17 protein-coding genes are annotated in these 16364 nt (G+C 48.0%); 15 read left to right on the top strand and 2 right to left on the bottom strand.

Annotated elements, in window-relative coordinates; all coding sequences use genetic code 11:
• Positions 1–3: 3 nt before the first annotated feature.
• Positions 4–1038, top strand: coding sequence for a histidinol-phosphate transaminase (hisC, locus tag F7D73_RS00360; protein WP_153121768.1), 1035 nt, complete (start codon positions 4–6; stop codon positions 1036–1038).
• Between the two features lie 95 nt (positions 1039–1133).
• On the opposite strand, the gene F7D73_RS00355 is transcribed toward hisC, so the two are convergent.
• Positions 1134–1583, bottom strand: coding sequence for a hypothetical protein (locus F7D73_RS00355; protein ID WP_153121767.1), 450 nt, complete (start codon positions 1581–1583; stop codon positions 1134–1136).
• 229 nt (positions 1584–1812) lie between these two features.
• Between F7D73_RS00355 and F7D73_RS00350 the strand changes: the two genes are divergently transcribed.
• The 7 genes from F7D73_RS00350 to rsxA are packed head-to-tail and all read left to right on the top strand — an operon-like array spanning position 1813 to position 7487.
• The gene (locus F7D73_RS00350) at positions 1813–2226 is read left to right on the top strand and encodes a SoxR reducing system RseC family protein (RefSeq protein WP_153121766.1); all 414 of its coding nucleotides are present in this window, start codon (positions 1813–1815) and stop codon (positions 2224–2226) included.
• 28 nt (positions 2227–2254) lie between these two features.
• Positions 2255–3157, top strand: a complete 903-nt coding sequence (locus tag F7D73_RS00345; protein ID WP_153121765.1) for a Fe-S cluster domain-containing protein — start codon at positions 2255–2257, stop codon at positions 3155–3157.
• Positions 3158–3160: 3 nt separating this feature from the next.
• Positions 3161–4513: an electron transport complex subunit RsxC gene (gene rsxC, locus F7D73_RS00340; protein ID WP_153121764.1), complete on the top strand. Its 1353-nt coding sequence runs from the start codon at positions 3161–3163 to the stop codon at positions 4511–4513.
• A 50-nt stretch (positions 4514–4563) separates the two neighbouring features.
• A complete protein-coding gene (locus F7D73_RS00335; RefSeq protein WP_153121763.1) occupies positions 4564–5565 on the top strand; it encodes an RnfABCDGE type electron transport complex subunit D in 1002 nt (333 codons plus the stop codon).
• A gap of 13 nt (positions 5566–5578) precedes the next feature.
• Positions 5579–6253, top strand: a complete 675-nt coding sequence (locus F7D73_RS00330; protein ID WP_153121762.1) for an RnfABCDGE type electron transport complex subunit G — start codon at positions 5579–5581, stop codon at positions 6251–6253.
• 6 nt (positions 6254–6259) lie between these two features.
• A complete protein-coding gene (rsxE, locus tag F7D73_RS00325; RefSeq protein ID WP_089542705.1) occupies positions 6260–6844 on the top strand; it encodes an electron transport complex subunit RsxE in 585 nt (194 codons plus the stop codon).
• Positions 6845–6884: 40 nt separating this feature from the next.
• A complete protein-coding gene (gene rsxA / locus F7D73_RS00320; protein ID WP_089542704.1) occupies positions 6885–7487 on the top strand; it encodes an electron transport complex subunit RsxA in 603 nt (200 codons plus the stop codon).
• A gap of 96 nt (positions 7488–7583) precedes the next feature.
• On the opposite strand, the gene F7D73_RS00315 is transcribed toward rsxA, so the two are convergent.
• Positions 7584–9575 carry a fructose-1,6-bisphosphatase gene (locus F7D73_RS00315; protein ID WP_153121761.1) on the bottom strand — a complete coding sequence of 664 codons (1992 nt, stop codon included), beginning with the start codon at positions 9573–9575 and terminating at the stop codon, positions 7584–7586.
• 216 nt (positions 9576–9791) lie between these two features.
• Between F7D73_RS00315 and galE the strand changes: the two genes are divergently transcribed.
• From galE to aspS, 7 genes are all read left to right on the top strand, one after another.
• Complete coding sequence (galE, locus tag F7D73_RS00310; protein ID WP_153121760.1) at positions 9792–10829, top strand: UDP-glucose 4-epimerase GalE; 1038 nt, start codon at positions 9792–9794, stop codon at positions 10827–10829.
• A 142-nt stretch (positions 10830–10971) separates the two neighbouring features.
• On the top strand, positions 10972–11292 hold the full coding sequence (locus tag F7D73_RS00305) for a T9SS type A sorting domain-containing protein (RefSeq protein WP_153121759.1): 321 nt from the start codon (positions 10972–10974) through the stop codon (positions 11290–11292).
• A gap of 11 nt (positions 11293–11303) precedes the next feature.
• On the top strand, positions 11304–12824 hold the full coding sequence (locus F7D73_RS00300; RefSeq protein WP_228117584.1) for a L,D-transpeptidase family protein: 1521 nt from the start codon (positions 11304–11306) through the stop codon (positions 12822–12824).
• Between the two features lie 17 nt (positions 12825–12841).
• Positions 12842–13381, top strand: coding sequence for an RNA polymerase sigma factor (locus F7D73_RS00295; protein WP_153121758.1), 540 nt, complete (start codon positions 12842–12844; stop codon positions 13379–13381).
• 53 nt (positions 13382–13434) lie between these two features.
• Positions 13435–13821 (top strand): hypothetical protein, encoded by a 387-nt coding sequence (locus F7D73_RS00290; RefSeq protein WP_153121757.1) that lies wholly within the window; start codon positions 13435–13437, stop codon positions 13819–13821.
• Between the two features lie 52 nt (positions 13822–13873).
• Positions 13874–14317: a hypothetical protein gene (locus F7D73_RS00285; protein WP_153121756.1), complete on the top strand. Its 444-nt coding sequence runs from the start codon at positions 13874–13876 to the stop codon at positions 14315–14317.
• A gap of 197 nt (positions 14318–14514) precedes the next feature.
• On the top strand, positions 14515–16272 hold the full coding sequence (gene aspS, locus F7D73_RS00280; RefSeq protein WP_153121755.1) for an aspartate--tRNA ligase: 1758 nt from the start codon (positions 14515–14517) through the stop codon (positions 16270–16272).
• Positions 16273–16364: the final 92 nt, after the last annotated feature.

The raw sequence follows: 16364 nt of genomic DNA, 5'->3' as shown, positions 1-16364 counted from the left end.
AGTATGAAAGATTTAAAAGACTTGTGCCGGGAGAACATCTGGAACCTGGCACCATACAGTTGCGCTCGAACAGAATTCGCCGGCAGAAATGCCCGCGTATTCCTCGATGCCAACGAGAATCCATATAACGACCCTTACAATCGCTATCCAGACCCGCTTCAGGTGGAGCTGAAGAAGCAGATCAGTAAGATAAAGGGTGTGGCAGAAGAGAAAATCTTCCTGGGCAATGGCTCTGATGAAGCCATCGACCTGGTTTACCGTGTGTTCTGTCGCCCTGGTCAGGACAATGTTGTAGCCATTGCTCCAACCTATGGCATGTATCAGGTATGTGCCGATATCAATGACGTGGAGTATCGGGAGGTGTTGCTTGATGAGAACTATCAGGTGACAGCCGATAAGATTATCGATGCCTGCGATGACAATACCAAGGTTATCTGGTTCTGTAGTCCTAACAATCCTACGGGCAACCACATCAACCGTGAAGCCATCGTAGAAGTGTTGCGCCTGTTCGATGGCATCGTCATCGTGGATGAGGCTTACAGTGATTTCTCTTCCGAGCGAACCTTCCGCAGCGTGATCGATCATTTCCCAAACATCATCGTCCTGAATACGATGAGCAAGGCTTGGGGCTGTGCAGCCCTTCGGCTGGGTATGGCTTTTGCCAGCAAGGAAATAGTAGATATATTTAATAAGGTGAAATATCCTTATAATGTGAATCTCCTTACCCAGGAGCAGGCTTTGGAGGTATTGAAGAATCCGCTGAAGGTGGATGAATGGGTGAAGAACATCCTGCAGGAACGTTCCAAGGTGATGGCAGCCTTCATGGAATTACCTATCTGCGAGAAGGTATATCCTACGGATGCCAACTTCTTCCTGGCGAAGATGACGGATGCCAATGCCATCTACGATTATCTTGTGGCACAGGGCATCATCGTAAGAAATAGAAATAAAGTGCAACTCTGTGGCAACTGCCTTCGTATTACCATCGGTAATAAGAGTGAGAATGCAGAATTGCTGGGTGCATTAAGACAATATTAGTTTTTATAACATTAGCCCGGGAGGGAGAAGGAAGCGGCGGCTTTCGAACCTCCCTCCTTTTTTATGCTTATGTCATGATTCCTTGATTCGGAAAGTTATTCCTTAAGCAAGTCGTCAAGGAATTCATCCAGGTCGTGATCCAGATTCTCCATCAGGTCGCCACCCACGATGATGGTATCATCATCGGCAAGGTAGAGTTCTCCCAGATTCTCTTTCTCATCATCTTCCAAGACGAAGCTGTAAGGCTTTAGGATTCCGAGATGGTCTACCGTCTCAGCATTCTTGCGCAAGAGGTCACGCAAAAGCTTCGCCACCTCATCATAGAAGTTTTCATCTTTGTTGTCAATCCATTGCTCAACAACACAGCGGGTAATTTCGTTCTCGTCATCGTCAAAGGCAAGCATCTCGCCGCTGTCCTGTGATACTCTCACATGGATATCGGTCAGCATACATGTGTCTTCTTCAGACGCTGGTACAGGAAACTTTTGAGACACTTTTCTGATAAAGCGCTCTACTTGTTGAATCATTTGTTCTGTTACTTCCATAAATCTACGTTTTTATCAGCCCTTGGCTTTTTGCGAGCTTGAGGCTTGGTTTTTATCTTTCTATTGCAAAGGTACATAAAAAAATGAAACAAACAAAGAAGTTTGGCAAAAAAAGTAACAAAGAAAACGTTTACGCCCATTTTAATTAAAAAACCTTCTTAAATTGTTTGTCATTTCTAAAATATTTGCTATCTTTGCAACCAAATAAATTGCAAACTCGACTTTACAAATGAACAAGATAAAACATACTGGTATCGTAGATGGGGTAGAGGGAGAATGTGTGAAAGTTCGCATCCTCCAGGCTTCTGCCTGCAGCGCCTGCAAAGTGGCTGCCCACTGCAATGCCTCTGAAATGAAAGAAAAAATGGTAGAGATAAGAATGGCTGACGCTGCTTCTTATCAGAAGGGCGATTCTGTTGTCGTGGTGGCTGACGCTTCCGTAGGTTACAGAGCCAGCCTTTACGGTTATCTTTTGCCTCTGGTGACCATGGTGGCAACCTTGATAGCTGTTCTTGCTACTACCCATTCTGAGGGTATGGCTGCCGTTTCGGCGCTGGGAATCCTCGTCCCTTATTATGTTGTGCTCTATCTGATGCGCAACAGGTTAAGAAACCGATTCAGTTTTAAACTCGAACGTTGTTGATTATTAACTAAAACAAATACAAATTATTATGAATTTTATTTTGATTGCGGTCTTGGTACTCGGTGCCATTGCGCTGATTGCAGCGTTGGTGCTTTTCGGAGTATCTAAGAAGTTTGCCGTCGAAGAAGACCCTCGACTGGGACAGGTAGGAGAACTCCTTCCGGGTGCCAACTGTGGTGGTTGCGGTTTTGCCGGATGTTCCGGTATGGCTGCAGCGCTGGTCAAGGGTGCTGATGCCGGTAGCATCGATGGGCTGATGTGTCCTGTAGGTGGTGCCGACGTGATGGGCAAGGTAGCTGATCTCCTGGGTCTGGCTGTGGCTAACACAGAGGCTAAGGTGGCAGTGGTTCGTTGTAATGGCTCTTGCGAGCATCGTCCTCGCATCGCCGAGTATGATGGTTTGCATACTTGTGCTGCTATGAACTCCTGTGGCGCTGGTGAAACCGGCTGCGGATTCGGCTGTCTGGGTTGTGGTGATTGCGTGGCTGCCTGCCAGTTTGGTGCCATCTCTATCAATCCTGAGACGGGTCTTCCTGAGGTTGATGAGGAGAAGTGTACGGGTTGTGGTGCGTGCGCCAAGGCTTGTCCACGTCATATCATCGAACTCCGTAAGAAGGGTCCTAAGGGTCGCCGTGTTTACGTTCAGTGCGTGAACCACGACAAGGGTGCTGTTGCCAAGAAGGCTTGTAGCGTTGCTTGCATCGGATGCGGTAAATGTCAGAAGGTCTGTAAGTTTGATGCTATCACCATTGAGAACAATGTGGCTTATGTTGACTTCAATAAGTGCCGCATGTGTACCAAGTGTGTTGACGAATGCCCAACCGGTGCTCTCGTAAAAGTTAATTTCCCAGTTAAGAAGGCAAAGCCAGCTGCAGAGGCTCCAGTAGCTGCTCCTAAGGCTGAGGTTTCAGAAGAAAAGAAGGAGGATTAAATCATGAATTTGAGAACTTTTAGAATTGGTGGAGTTCACCCAGAAGAGAATAAGATTACTGCTGAGATGGCTACTCAGGTGGCTCCTCTCCCAAAGCAGGCTATTTTCCCACTAGGTCAGCACATCGGTGCTCCTGCCAAGCCTGTAGTTGCCAAGGGCGACAAGGTGAAGGTGGGTACACTCATCGCTGAGGCTGGTGGTTTTGTGAGTGCTCCTATTTACAGTTCCGTATCTGGAACCGTTTTCAAGGTAGATACATCTATTGATGCTACCGGTTATCGCAAGCCTTGCATTATCATTAATGTAGAGGGCGACGAGTGGGAGGAGAGCATCGACCGCTCTGATAAACTCGAGACTCTGGAGGCTCATGCTGAGCTGACTCCAGAAGAGATTGTAAACCGTATCAAGGTGGCTGGTGTCACAGGTATGGGTGGTGCCGGTTTCCCAACCTTCATCAAGCTTTGCCCTCCTCCAGGAGCCAAGGCTGAGTGTGTCATCATCAACGGTGTAGAGTGCGAGCCTTATATCACAGCCGATTATCGCCTGATGATGGAGCATGCCGATGAGATTCTCGTTGGTTTGAACCTTCTGATGAAGGCGGCTAAGGTAGAGAAGGGCTACATCGGTATCGAGGATAACAAACCTGCTGCCATCAAACTCTTCGAGGAAAAGACTGCTAATGACTCCCGCATCGAGATCGTTCCTCTGGCTAAGAAGTACCCTCAGGGAGGTGAGAAGCAGTTGGTGGACGCCGTTATCCGCCGTCAGGTTCCAGCTCCTCCAGCTATCCCAGTCAACGTTGGAGCAATAGTTCAGAATGTAGGTACTGCCTTCGCTGTTTATCAGGCAGTTATGAAGAACAAGCCTCTCTTCGAACGTTATACCACTGTTACCGGTAAGCAGGTGAAGAATCCGGGCAACTTCCTCGTACGTATGGGAACTCCATTCTCTCAGATGATTGAGAATTGTGGCGGTTTGCCTGAGGGCGACAACAAGGTGTTGGCTGGTGGTCCGATGATGGGTAAGGCTGTAATCAGCCTCGATGTTCCTGTAACCAAGGGCACCAACTCCATCACCGTACTGACCGATGCGGATGCTCATCGCAAGAAGGCTCAGCCATGTATCCGCTGTGCCAAGTGTGTGGATGCCTGCCCAATGGGCTTGGAGCCATACTTGCTTGCTACCTTGAGCGTAGTGAAGGATTATGAGCGCCTGGAGGCAGAGGAGGTAACATCCTGCATAGCCTGCGGTTCATGCCAGTTCACCTGTCCATCTCATCGTCCTATCCTCGATAACATCATCAATGGTAAGGCAGCGGTGATGGGCATTATCAGAGCTCGCAACGCCAAGAAGTAAGCGTTCACGTCAAGAATGAATTTCATTTAAGAAAGAATTTAAAAGATAAAATGGGAAAATTAATCGTTTCATTATCGCCACATGCCCACGGAAATGAGAGCGTGGAGAAGAACATGTACGGAGTAATCATCGCTCTCGTGCCTGCCATCCTCGCATCTTTCTATTTCTTTGGCCTGGGTTCAGCAGTCGTACTGCTCACCTCTGTGGCAGCCTGCGTCTTCTTTGAGTGGGCAATTACAAAATATCTCCTGAAGGAGGAGACCAGCTTGCTCGATGGTTCTGCCATCATCACCGGTCTTCTGCTCGGCATGAACTTGCCTAGTAACCTTCCTCTCTGGATCATCATCATCGGTGCTCTGTTTGCCATCGGTGTAGGTAAGATGAGCTTCGGCGGTCTGGGTAACAATCCTTTCAATCCTGCTTTGGTAGGCCGTTGCTTCCTGCTCGTCAGCTTCCCTGCACAGATGACTTCATGGCCTGTGGCTGGACAGATGCTCAGCTATACCGATGCAACAACGGGTGCTACACCGCTGGCTATCATGAAGACCGCCATCAAGACAGGCGATTCTTCTCTCCTGAATCAGTTGCCTGATTCCATGAGTCTGCTCTTCGGTGCTACTGGCGATACTTTCGGTGCTGGAACTACCGGTGAGGTTTGTGCATTCGCCCTGTTGCTCGGTTTGGCTTATATGCTCTGGAAGAAGGTCATTACCTGGCATATTCCAGTCAGCATCATCGCTACAGTATTCGTTTTCAGCGGTTTGATGCATTTGGCTAATCCTGTTTATGCCAATCCTCTGGCTGTCATCTTCAGTGGTGGTCTGATGCTCGGTGCCATCTTCATGGCTACCGATTACGTAACATCACCAATGACTCACAAGGGTATGCTCATCTACGGTGTCTGCATCGGTCTTCTCACCGTCATCATCCGTAACTGGGGTAGTTATCCGGAAGGTATGTCGTTCGCCATTCTTATCATGAATGCGTTCACACCTCTTATTAACACATACGTTAAACCAAAGCGCTTCGGTGAGAAGCCAGCTAAGAAATAAGGAGGACTGAGACATGCAGAAATTAGAATCATCATTAAAGAACATGGTTTTGGTGCTCGTAGGCGTAGCGCTCGTTGTGGGTGCCGTGCTGGCATACATCAATCACCTTACATCTGGTCCTATCGCCGAGAAGGCAGCACAGAGTCTGGCTACCGGTATCAAGAGCGTGATGGGTACTGAAGGCCTCCAGGTTGCAGAACCTGAAGAGGTGAAGCAGGAGTTCGGTGGCAAGGAATTTACCTTTATCCTCCACAAGTGCTCTGACAAGAGCGGAAAGGAGTTGGGGGCTGCCGTAGAGAGTACTACCGGCGGTTTTGGTGGCGACTTGAAGGTGCTCGTAGGTTTCGATACCGAGGGCAAGATTATGGGTTACACCATTCTCCAGGCTTCAGAGACTCCGGGTCTGGGTGCCAAGGCAACTACCTGGTTCCAGAAAGACGGAAAGGGTAGCATCATCGGAAAAACTCCAAAGGATGGCGACCTTCACGTGAGCAAGGATGATAAGGGTGGCAATGCAGTAGATGCCATCACCGCATCAACCATTACCAGCCGTGCCTTCCTCAAGGCAATCAATCAGGCTTACGCTGCCTATGCAGGTAAGAATGTAGATGGCGAGAGCGGTGCATCTCAGAAAGCAGATGCTGAGAGCGGTGCATCTAAAGTTGAACATAACGAAAAGAAAGGATAAGCCGATATGAGTAATATGAAAATTTTGATGAACGGACTCATCAAGGAGAACCCTACCTTCGTGTTGCTCCTCGGTATGTGTCCTACCTTGGCTACAACTACCAGTGCCATCAACGGTCTTTCCATGGGATTGGCTACCATGGCAGTATTGGTTTGTACCAACTTTGTGATTTCCTGTATCAAGAAGATTACCCCGGATATGGTTCGCATCCCTGTTTTCATCGTCGTGATTGCAGCCTTCGTAACCATCCTGCAGATGTTGATGAGCGCTTATGCTCCCGACAGCATCAACCAGGCACTGGGTATCTACATCCCATTGATTGTAGTAAACTGTATCATCCTGGGTCGTGCAGAGAGCTTTGCTGCCAAGAACTCACCGATTGCCAGTCTCTTTGATGGTCTCGGCTGCGGTTTGGGTTTCACCCTCGGTTTGACTATCTTGGGTAGTGCCCGCGAGATTCTCGGTGCAGGAAGCGTATTCGGTATCACTCTGTTGCCAGAGACTACCAATATCTTGATGTTCATCCTGCCTCCAGGAGCATTCCTCACATTGGGATACATCATTGCTATATTTAATAAGGTAAAGAAGTAAGCGTAGGCATCGCTTCAATCCATGAAATAGAATAGAAATTATGGAATATTTATTGATATTTATCTCTGCGATATTCGTCAACAACATCGTCTTGTCGCAGTTCCTCGGTATCTGTCCGTTCCTGGGCGTATCGAAGAAAGTTGATACAGCCATCGGTATGGGTGGTGCCATCGCCTTCGTCTTGACCTTGGCAACCATCATTACCTGGTGTGTTCAGAAGTATGTACTCGATCCATTCGGATTGCAATATCTCCAGACCCTGGCGTTCATCCTCGTGATTGCAGCCTTGGTTCAGATGGTAGAGATTATCCTCAAGAAGGTTTCTCCTGCACTTTATCAGGCGCTCGGTATCTTCCTGCCTTTGATTACTACCAACTGTGCCGTGCTGGGTGTAGCCATCCTGGTTATCCAGAAGGACTACAATCTCTTGGAGAGTGTGGTTTATGCCTTCTCTACTGCCCTCGGCTTTGCCTTGGCTCTCATTGTCTTTGCCGGCATTCGTGAGCAGCAGGCATTGGTCCGCATTCCTAAGGGTATGCAGGGCGTAGCCATCGTGATGGTTACAGCTGCTCTCCTCAGTCTTGCCTTCATGGGCTTCTCTGGTGTAGACGGTGGTCTGAAGGCTTTGTTTGGATTGGAATAAAAAAGGCTGAATGAAAAAAAGCCGATTGAATAAAAAAGAGGCTGGTGTTGTTATCGGTTAACGATGACAGCATCAGCCTCTTATCTTTTCTGGAACTTACATTTTCTTTGTTTCCTTCTCCTTGATATAGCCATGACGGTAAGCATACAGAAGTTCCTTCAGGTCTTCTACCTGTTTACGGAGTTCCTGACCTATATCGGTATCGGCAACCAGCATACGGCGGTTGGACATTTCCACAATCTGGGTGGTACTCTTGATGTCGGTACCTTGCTTGATGGCATCTTCGGTACTGGTAAACGGTTCGTGCTGTACCAGTTGGAAACCACGGGAATGGTATACCAGCGTGTAGCCGGCGATACCCGTCTCGTTGTGGTATGCCTTGGAGAAACCACCGTCTATCACCATCAGCTTGCCGTTTGCCTTGATAGGGTTTTCGCCCTTCAGGGTACGTACCGGCACGTGGCCGTTGATGATGTGGCGGTTAGGTCCGGTAACGCCAAACTCATCCATGATATGGTCTATCACCTCCTCGTTGTCGCGCAGGAGGAAGTAATAACCCTTCTCCTCCTTATGGGTCTCCTTGTCAGCCACGAAATAGCGCTCAAATGTAGCCATCTTGCTCTTGTCAAAGAGCGGACTGTCCGGACCGCACCAGAGATACAGGAAGTAGTCGATGGCATATTCCTTCTCGGCTGGGTCGCTGTCCTGCTGGAAGGCGGTACGAATCTGCATGCCGGTATAGTGCATCAGGGCGCGACCGCTGTATTTATGACCCGGATAGATTTCTACCTCTTTCAAGGAACCATCTGCATTGAGCGGACAGGAAGCATGGAAGAGCAGGTTGTTGTTGAAGATGGCATACATGCAGCCATGCTGCAACATCACCCGGATATGCTTATGCAGCTTTTCGCAGACCTTGAAAGAGTGGTGCAGCTTCTGCATCAGTATCGTTTCTTCTTCAGAGAGACGGTTTGGGTATTTCGGGTCGATGGTAGGGAAGTTGCAGGAACTCATCTCGTATTCCTTGCCGTCGATTTCTACCGTACCCTTTTCATAATTGATGTGTTCGAAGAGACGTCTGCCGTCCATCTTCCATTCCGGATGCTTCTCGATGAGCTGACCCTCAATCTTGAACTGGATGACGGCTATCGCCTTGTGCATCTGTGCCGTGAGTCGGGTAGTCTTGTCGTCTAGACCGGCAGCGCCACCGCTCAGCTTAGGCAGGAATTCGGTGCAAGGATCATCATTGTAGGTCTCCATGGCGAAGGTGGCAAGCGGAACGAGGTTGATGCCGTAGCCTTCCTCCAGGGTGGAGAGATTGGCATAGCGCAGGGAGAGGCGGATGACATTGCAGATGCAGGCATCATTGCCCGCTGCAGCCCCCATCCACAACACATCATGATTGCCCCACTGGATGTCCCAGCTGTGGTAGTGGCGCATCTTGTCGAGGATGATATGCGCACCCGGACCACGGTCGTAGATATCGCCCAGGATATGCAGCTGGTCGATGGCAAGGCGCTGGATGACATTGGCGATGGCAATGATGAAATCATCGGCACGGCCGGTAGAGATGATGGTATCTACGATGACATTGACGTATGCCGTCTTGTCATGATCTTCGGTATGCTCGTGGAGCAGTTCCTGGATGATATAGGAGAAATCGCAAGGCAGCGACTTGCGCACCTTGGAACGGGTATACTTGCTGGAAACATCACGGCAGACAGCCACCAGGCGGTGGAGCGTGATGTGATACCAGTCATCAATGTCCTTCTCGTTGATCTTGACGAGTTCCAGTTTCTGCTCCGGATAATAGATGAGGGAGCAGAGGTCACGTTTCTCCTGTTCGCGCAGGGTAGTGCCGAAGAGTTCGTTCACCTTACGCTTGATGTTACCCGATGCGTTTTTCAATACATGCAGAAAAGCCTCGTACTCACCGTGGATGTCGGCAAGGAAATGCTCAGTGCCCTTAGGCAGATTGAGGATAGCCTTGAGATTGATAATCTCAGTGCTGGCTTCTGCTATTGTAGGAAAAGATTGCGACAACAGTTGCAAGTATCTTATGTCTTTTTCAATATCGTACTGTTTCATAATAATTATATTTTCTATGAATGTTAAATTCAAAAGATTTCTTCTGCTGATCATTCTGATTCAGTTGCAAAGTTACGTTGAATTCTTGAAAATAAAGAATAAGTAAGCATATTTTTTCAGAATTATTTTGTAGTTTCACTTTTTTGCAGTACTTTTGCAACCATCTAAGCGATAAACGCTAGACACTATCAATTATTCAATCAAAGACTAAGAAGTATGAAACAGACAATTTTGGTAACTGGCGGTACAGGTTTTATCGGTAGTCATACCACAGTAGAATTACAGCAGGCAGGTTACAATGTAGTCATTGTAGACGATCTCTCCAACTCAAAGATTGAGGTTCTCGACGGTATCGAGAAGATCACTGGTATTCGTCCTGCTTTCGAGAAAGTAGACTTGCGTGACAAGGAAGCAACTGAGGCTGTTTTCCAGAAGTATCCTGAAATCCAGGGTATCATACATTTCGCTGCCAGCAAGGCAGTAGGCGAGAGCGTTCAGAAGCCTCTGATGTACTATCGTAACAATGTAGTATCGCTCATCAACCTGCTTGAGTTGATGCCAAAATATAATGTCAAGGGTATCATCTTCTCTTCTTCTTGCACCGTTTACGGTCAGCCAAAGCCAGAGAACCTTCCTGTTACTGAGGAGGCTCCTCACCAGAAGGCTACCTCTCCTTACGGTAATACAAAGGAAATCAACGAGCAGATCATTGCCGACTATATCCACAGTGGTGCCAACATCAAAAGCATCGTGCTGAGATACTTCAACCCAATCGGTGCACACCCATCTGCTGAAATCGGTGAGTTGCCTAACGGCGTGCCAAACAACCTGATTCCTTACGTTACTCAGACCGCTATGGGCATCCGCAAGGAGTTGACCATTTTCGGTAACGACTATGATACTCCAGACGGAACCTGCATCCGCGACTATATCTATGTAGTAGACCTTGCCAAGGCTCACGTTTGCGCTATGGCTCGTGTACTTGACAAGGAGACAGAGCCTATCGAGTACTTCAACATTGGTACTGGCAACGGTAATTCAACCCTCGAAATCGTAGAGACTTTCGAGAAGGCTACCGGCGTGAAGCTGAACTGGAAGTATGGTCCTCGCCGTGAGGGTGATATCGAGAAGATCTGGGGCGACTGCACCAAGGCAAACAAGGTATTGGGCTGGAAGGCAGAATCTAATCTTTCTGACGTCCTGGCTTCTGCATGGAAATGGCAGCAGAAACTCCGTGAAGACGGTATCATGTAATCATGATGAAATCATATTGCCTGTTAGGTTAAAAATATAAAAATAATAGGAACTTTACCAGCTATATGTTGGAAGGTTCCTATTTTTTGTATATCTTTGCAGAAAGAATTTTACGTAAAATCATTATATAAGGAATCACAATATGAAGAAAACTATACTTTCTATGATAACATTGGCTGCAATGATGATGGCAGCACCTACCCAGGTGCTGGCAGGAACCAGTGCTGTGGAAATGATAGACCTGGAAGCACAGGACATTGCCGTAAGCTATACCAATGGCGTGATGCATATCACGGGTGCCAACGGGCTGGTAGTTAAGGTTTATAACCTGGCTGGCATCGTTGTCAAATCCTTTATGGTAGAAGGTCATGACAAGCGCATCTCCATGCCTTTGTCGGATGGTATCTATATTATTAAGGTAGGTCCATCATTTACACGTAAAATTACTGTCAATCGTAGGTAAAAGTGAAGTTATTGAGATTTTTACCCCTGTTGCTCGGCTTGATGATGATGGGGTGTAAGGATTCGCAACCCAATAGCAACAGGCTGTTGACGTTAGAATACTATCAGGATTTTAACGAGAAGGCGTATGCTGTCAATTCTAAAGTGATTCGAGGATTGATGGATAGCCTCATGCAGCAGGATAAAGACCGTCTTGTTGCCGACCTCCATACTCGGAAATATTATCAGCACCGTGGCGGCTTCCTGTGGATTGACCGTCATGGTATAGATCATCGTGCCGATTCGCTGCTCTCGTTTCTGAAAACTGTAGATGAATTCGGATTCAATAAGCGACGCTTTTTTGTGGATGAGATTGCGGAAGACATCGAACGGCTCAGAACCCTGCACCTGGACAGACAGCAGAACCAGGTGAACAGGGTGATGGCTAGATTGGAGTACCGGCTTACCAAATCGTATCTGAGATACGTTGCCGGTCAGCGCTTTGGTTATATGAATCCCAACTTCGTGCTGAACCGCCTGGATACGGTGGCTCCTAATCCCTATGATACCATCAAGCGACCGGTAAGGTTCAGAGGACTCTTTGATGTGAAGATGGAACATCCTGATGATTCGTTCTTTGCCCATGCGATGGAAAGAATCGGTATGGGAACAGATTCGCTCACCGCATTCCTGAAATCAGTACAGCCGGAAAATCCGTTCTACCGCGTATTCAAGGAAAAGCTGAACAGGGGAGGACTTTCCAAAGGAGAGCGTGACCGGGTGCTGGTGAATATGGAAAGGAGCAGATGGAGACAGAAGGACAATATCTGGAACCATCAGAAATATGTTGTGGTCAATATCCCGGCTTACCAGCTGATGGCGGTAGACGGGCAGGATACACTCACCATGCGTATCGGCTGCGGATCACTCAAGACCAAGACCCCATTGCTCAACAGCCATATCAAGAGAATGGATATCAATCCGAAATGGTTTGTGCCACGCAGCATCATTCTTCACGATATGGCCCGCCATGCCGGAAACCCAGGCTATTTCCTGGCACGTAACTACTATGTGAGGGATGTGAAGACCGGCGAGGAGGTGGATCTGCATCGGGTGACGAGAGCCATGCTGGTTTCTGGTGCCTGTGGAGTGGTGCAGCGCGGAGGCAAGGGCAATGCCCTGGGACGCATCATCTTCCGATTCGACAACAACTTCTCGGTCTATCTGCATGATACCAGCAGCAGGGGAGTCTTTGAAAGAGAGGAGAGGGGAGTATCGCATGGATGTATCAGAATTGAGAAGCCTTACGATTTTGCCGTATTCCTCCTGGCAGAAAAGAACCGGAAGCTGATGGACAAGATACAATATTCGATGACGGACGACTCGCTGAGCAACCGCAAGATGGTGGTGAATGGCGTGAAGGTGAAACCGGAGGTGCCTCTCTTCATCACCTACTATACGCTCTATCCGCTGGCAGGTGGACGCACCAGGGAATATCCAGACGTGTACGGATATGACAAGGTGATATGGGAGCATCTGAAGAAATATTTATAAGAAAATAAATCTTAATTATGATCAAAGATAAAGAACTTTTGGAAATGTTGAGCGATCCGAAGACGCAACGGGCGGGCTTCACTGTGCTGGTGAGTCAGTATAGCGAGACGTTGTATTGGAAGATTCGCAACATCGTACTCAATCATGACGATGCCGATGACATTTTGCAGAATGTCTTTATCAAGGCATGGACCAATCTGGCTACTTTCCAGGGAAAGTCTTCCCTGTCTACCTGGCTCTATCGTATTGCCATTAACGAAGCTCTGGATTTCCTCAGAAAGAAGAAACAGGCTACGCAGGTGAGCGCAGATGATGAACCCGGTATTGCGTCACGGCTGCTTGCCGATGAATACTTCGATGGCGATGAGATCCAGGCACACCTGCAGGAAGCCGTAGCCCTGCTGCCCGATGTGCAGCGCACGGTGTTCACCCTGAAGTATTTCGACAACATGAAATATTCTGAGATAAGCAAGATCCTCTCTACCAGCGAAGGCGCCTTGAAGGCATCTTACCATCTGGCAGTGAAGAAAATAACAGAATTCTTACAGAAATATTAAACCTTTTGAGGTTGAATCCGTCAATAATAAAAAAGAAGTAAAGGTAGTAGTATATGACAAGAGAAGAAAACATATTGAAAGAACGTTTTGGCAAGCAGAATCCTTTCAAGGTTCCTGATGGTTACTTCGATCATCTCACCGAGAGAATCATGGAGAATTTGCCGGAACAGGAGATTCGTGTCATCGACATACGCAGCCGTCAGACGCTCTGGCAGAAGTTGCCATTGCGCAAGATAGCTGCTGCCGTTGCTGTCGTGGCGCTGCTGGGCGGTGGCTCGTTCTGGGCTTGGCAGCATGAAGGCAACAGCAAGGTGGTGGCTCATGTGAAGCAGCATGAACAGAAAGCTGTGGCCAGTGAGGAAGCCGCCTTCAATGAGATGGCAGACTATGCGATGATAGACAATGAGACTATCTATGCATCATTGATGACAGAGAACTAAGATAGTAACGTTTAGGTTACGGAATCAGATGAAATAAACAATAAATAAAGATATGAAATGGAATTTCCAACATAGAATCATCATTTTGATGGTCATGCTGCTGATGGGCATCACTGGCATTCAGGCTCAGCATGGCAAAAAGCATCCTGCATTCGACCCTAAGAAGTTTCAGGCGGAACTGGAGCAGTATATCACAACCAATGCTGCCCTGACGCCTGGAGAGGCTGCCAGATTCTTCCCCATGTATCGACAGATGGGCAAGAAGATGCGCATGCTTTTCGATGAGATGCGCCGTTCCCGACACATCAATCCTAAGGATAACGAGGCGTGTGAAGAGGCAATCCGCAGACAGGATGAGATAGACATCCAGCTGAAGCAGCTGCAGCAGGAATATCATGCACGCTTCCTGACAGTACTGCCAGCCAGTAAGGTGCTCAGCGTTATCAGGGCAGAGGAGAAATTCCACAGACAGGCATTCCGCAGGATGCACAAATAATATTTCGTCTTGGATAGAAATAAGATTCCTGCAAGATGCACAAATGGGCAGGAATGATGCAAATAGATAGTTCGTTTATCATAGAATAAGGTCGCGAAGGTATTATTTTATAATATTTTCGCGATTTTTTTTTGTTTTCTCCTCTTTTTGTCGTAACTTTGCACATTGTAGTAAATAAATATATATAATATAAAGGTATGTACAGAAGTAATACTTGTGGAGAGCTTCGTCTCTCTGATGCAGGCAAAGAGGTAACTCTTGCCGGATGGGTACAGCGCACAAGAAAGATGGGTGGTATGACATTCGTTGACTTGCGCGACCGTTATGGTATCACACAGTTGGTCTTCAATGAGGCCGATAACAAGGACTTGTGCGATGCAGCTAACAAGCTGGGTCGTGAATACTGCATCCAAATTAAGGGTACAGTAAGCGAGCGACAGAGCAAGAATCCTAAGATGGATACCGGTGATATTGAAATCCTGGTGAAGGAACTCAACGTGCTCTCTCAGAGCCAGACTCCTCCTTTCACTATCGAAGATAATACTGATGGTGGTGATGATATCCGTATGAAGTATCGTTACCTCGACTTGCGTCGCCCTGCCGTACGCAAGAACCTGGAGTTGCGCCACCGTATGTGCATCCTCATCCGTAACTTCCTCGACAGCCAGAACTTCATGGAGGTTGAGACTCCTATCCTCATCGGTAGTACTCCAGAGGGTGCCCGCGACTTCGTGGTTCCTTCCCGTATGAACCCAGGACAGTTCTATGCACTTCCTCAGAGCCCTCAGACCCTGAAGCAGCTTCTGATGGTAGCTGGTTTCGACCGCTACTTCCAGATTGCCAAGTGCTTCCGTGATGAGGACCTCCGTGCTGACCGTCAGCCAGAGTTTACACAGATTGACTGCGAGATGAGTTTCGTAGACCAGGATGATGTCATCAATCTTTTCGAAGAGATGGCACGCCACCTGTTTAAGGAAATCCGTGGCGTAGAATTGCCTAAGCTGGAGCAGATGACATGGCATGATGCTATGCGCCGCTTCGGTAGCGACAAGCCAGACTTGCGCTTCGGCATGGAGTTTGTAGAACTCAAGGAAGCTTTCAAGGGCAAGGGTATCTTCGCCGTATTCGATGAGGCTAAGTATATCGGTGGTATCTGCGTTCCTGGATGCGCTGACTATAGCCGCAAGCAGCTTAATGAACTGACCGATTTCGTGAAGCGTCCACAGGTAGGTGCCAAGGGTTTGGTTTACATCAAGTATAATGCTGATGGTACTATCAAGAGTAGCATCGACAAGTTCTATACTCCAGAGGAATTGGCTGAGATCAAGACCGTGATGGGTGCCAAGGATGGCGACCTGGTATTGATCCTGAGTGGCGACAATGCCAACAAGACCCGTATCCAGCTCTGCTCTCTGCGTCTTGAAATGGGTGAGCGTCTTGGCTTGCGCGACAAGAACGTATTCAAGTGTCTCTGGATTATTGACTTCCCTCTCTTCGAGTGGAGCGACGAGGAGCAGCGCCTGATGGCTACCCACCATCCATTCACCATGCCAAATCCAGACGATATCCCATTGCTCGATGAGCATCCAGAGCAGGTTCGTGCCAAGGCATACGACTTTGTCTGCAACGGTATCGAAGTGGGTGGAGGTTCTCTCCGTATCCACGACACCAAGTTGCAGGAGAAGATGTTCGAGGTTCTCGGCTTCACACCAGAGCGTGCTGAGGCTCAGTTCGGCTTCCTGATGAATGCCTTCAAGTATGGAGCACCACCTCACGCAGGTCTTGCTTTCGGTCTCGACCGCTTCGTCAGCATTTTGGCAGGTCTCGACAGCATCCGCGACTGTATCGCATTCCCTAAGAACAATTCAGGCCGCGATGTGATGCTTGATGCACCATCAGAGTTGGATCCAAAGCAGCTCGATGAGTTGGAAATCAAGTTAGACTTAAAGGATTAATATTTTAGCTAAATCGCTGAATATAAGCAAAAAAGCGTAGCATTATCTTGATGTAAGTCAAGAAATGCTGCGCTTTTATTTATTATACGTCA

The sequence above is a fragment of the Segatella copri genome (assembly GCF_009494395.1).
GTDB lineage: Bacteria > Bacteroidota > Bacteroidia > Bacteroidales > Bacteroidaceae > Prevotella.
This window is presented reverse-complemented; position numbering and strand designations above follow the sequence as displayed.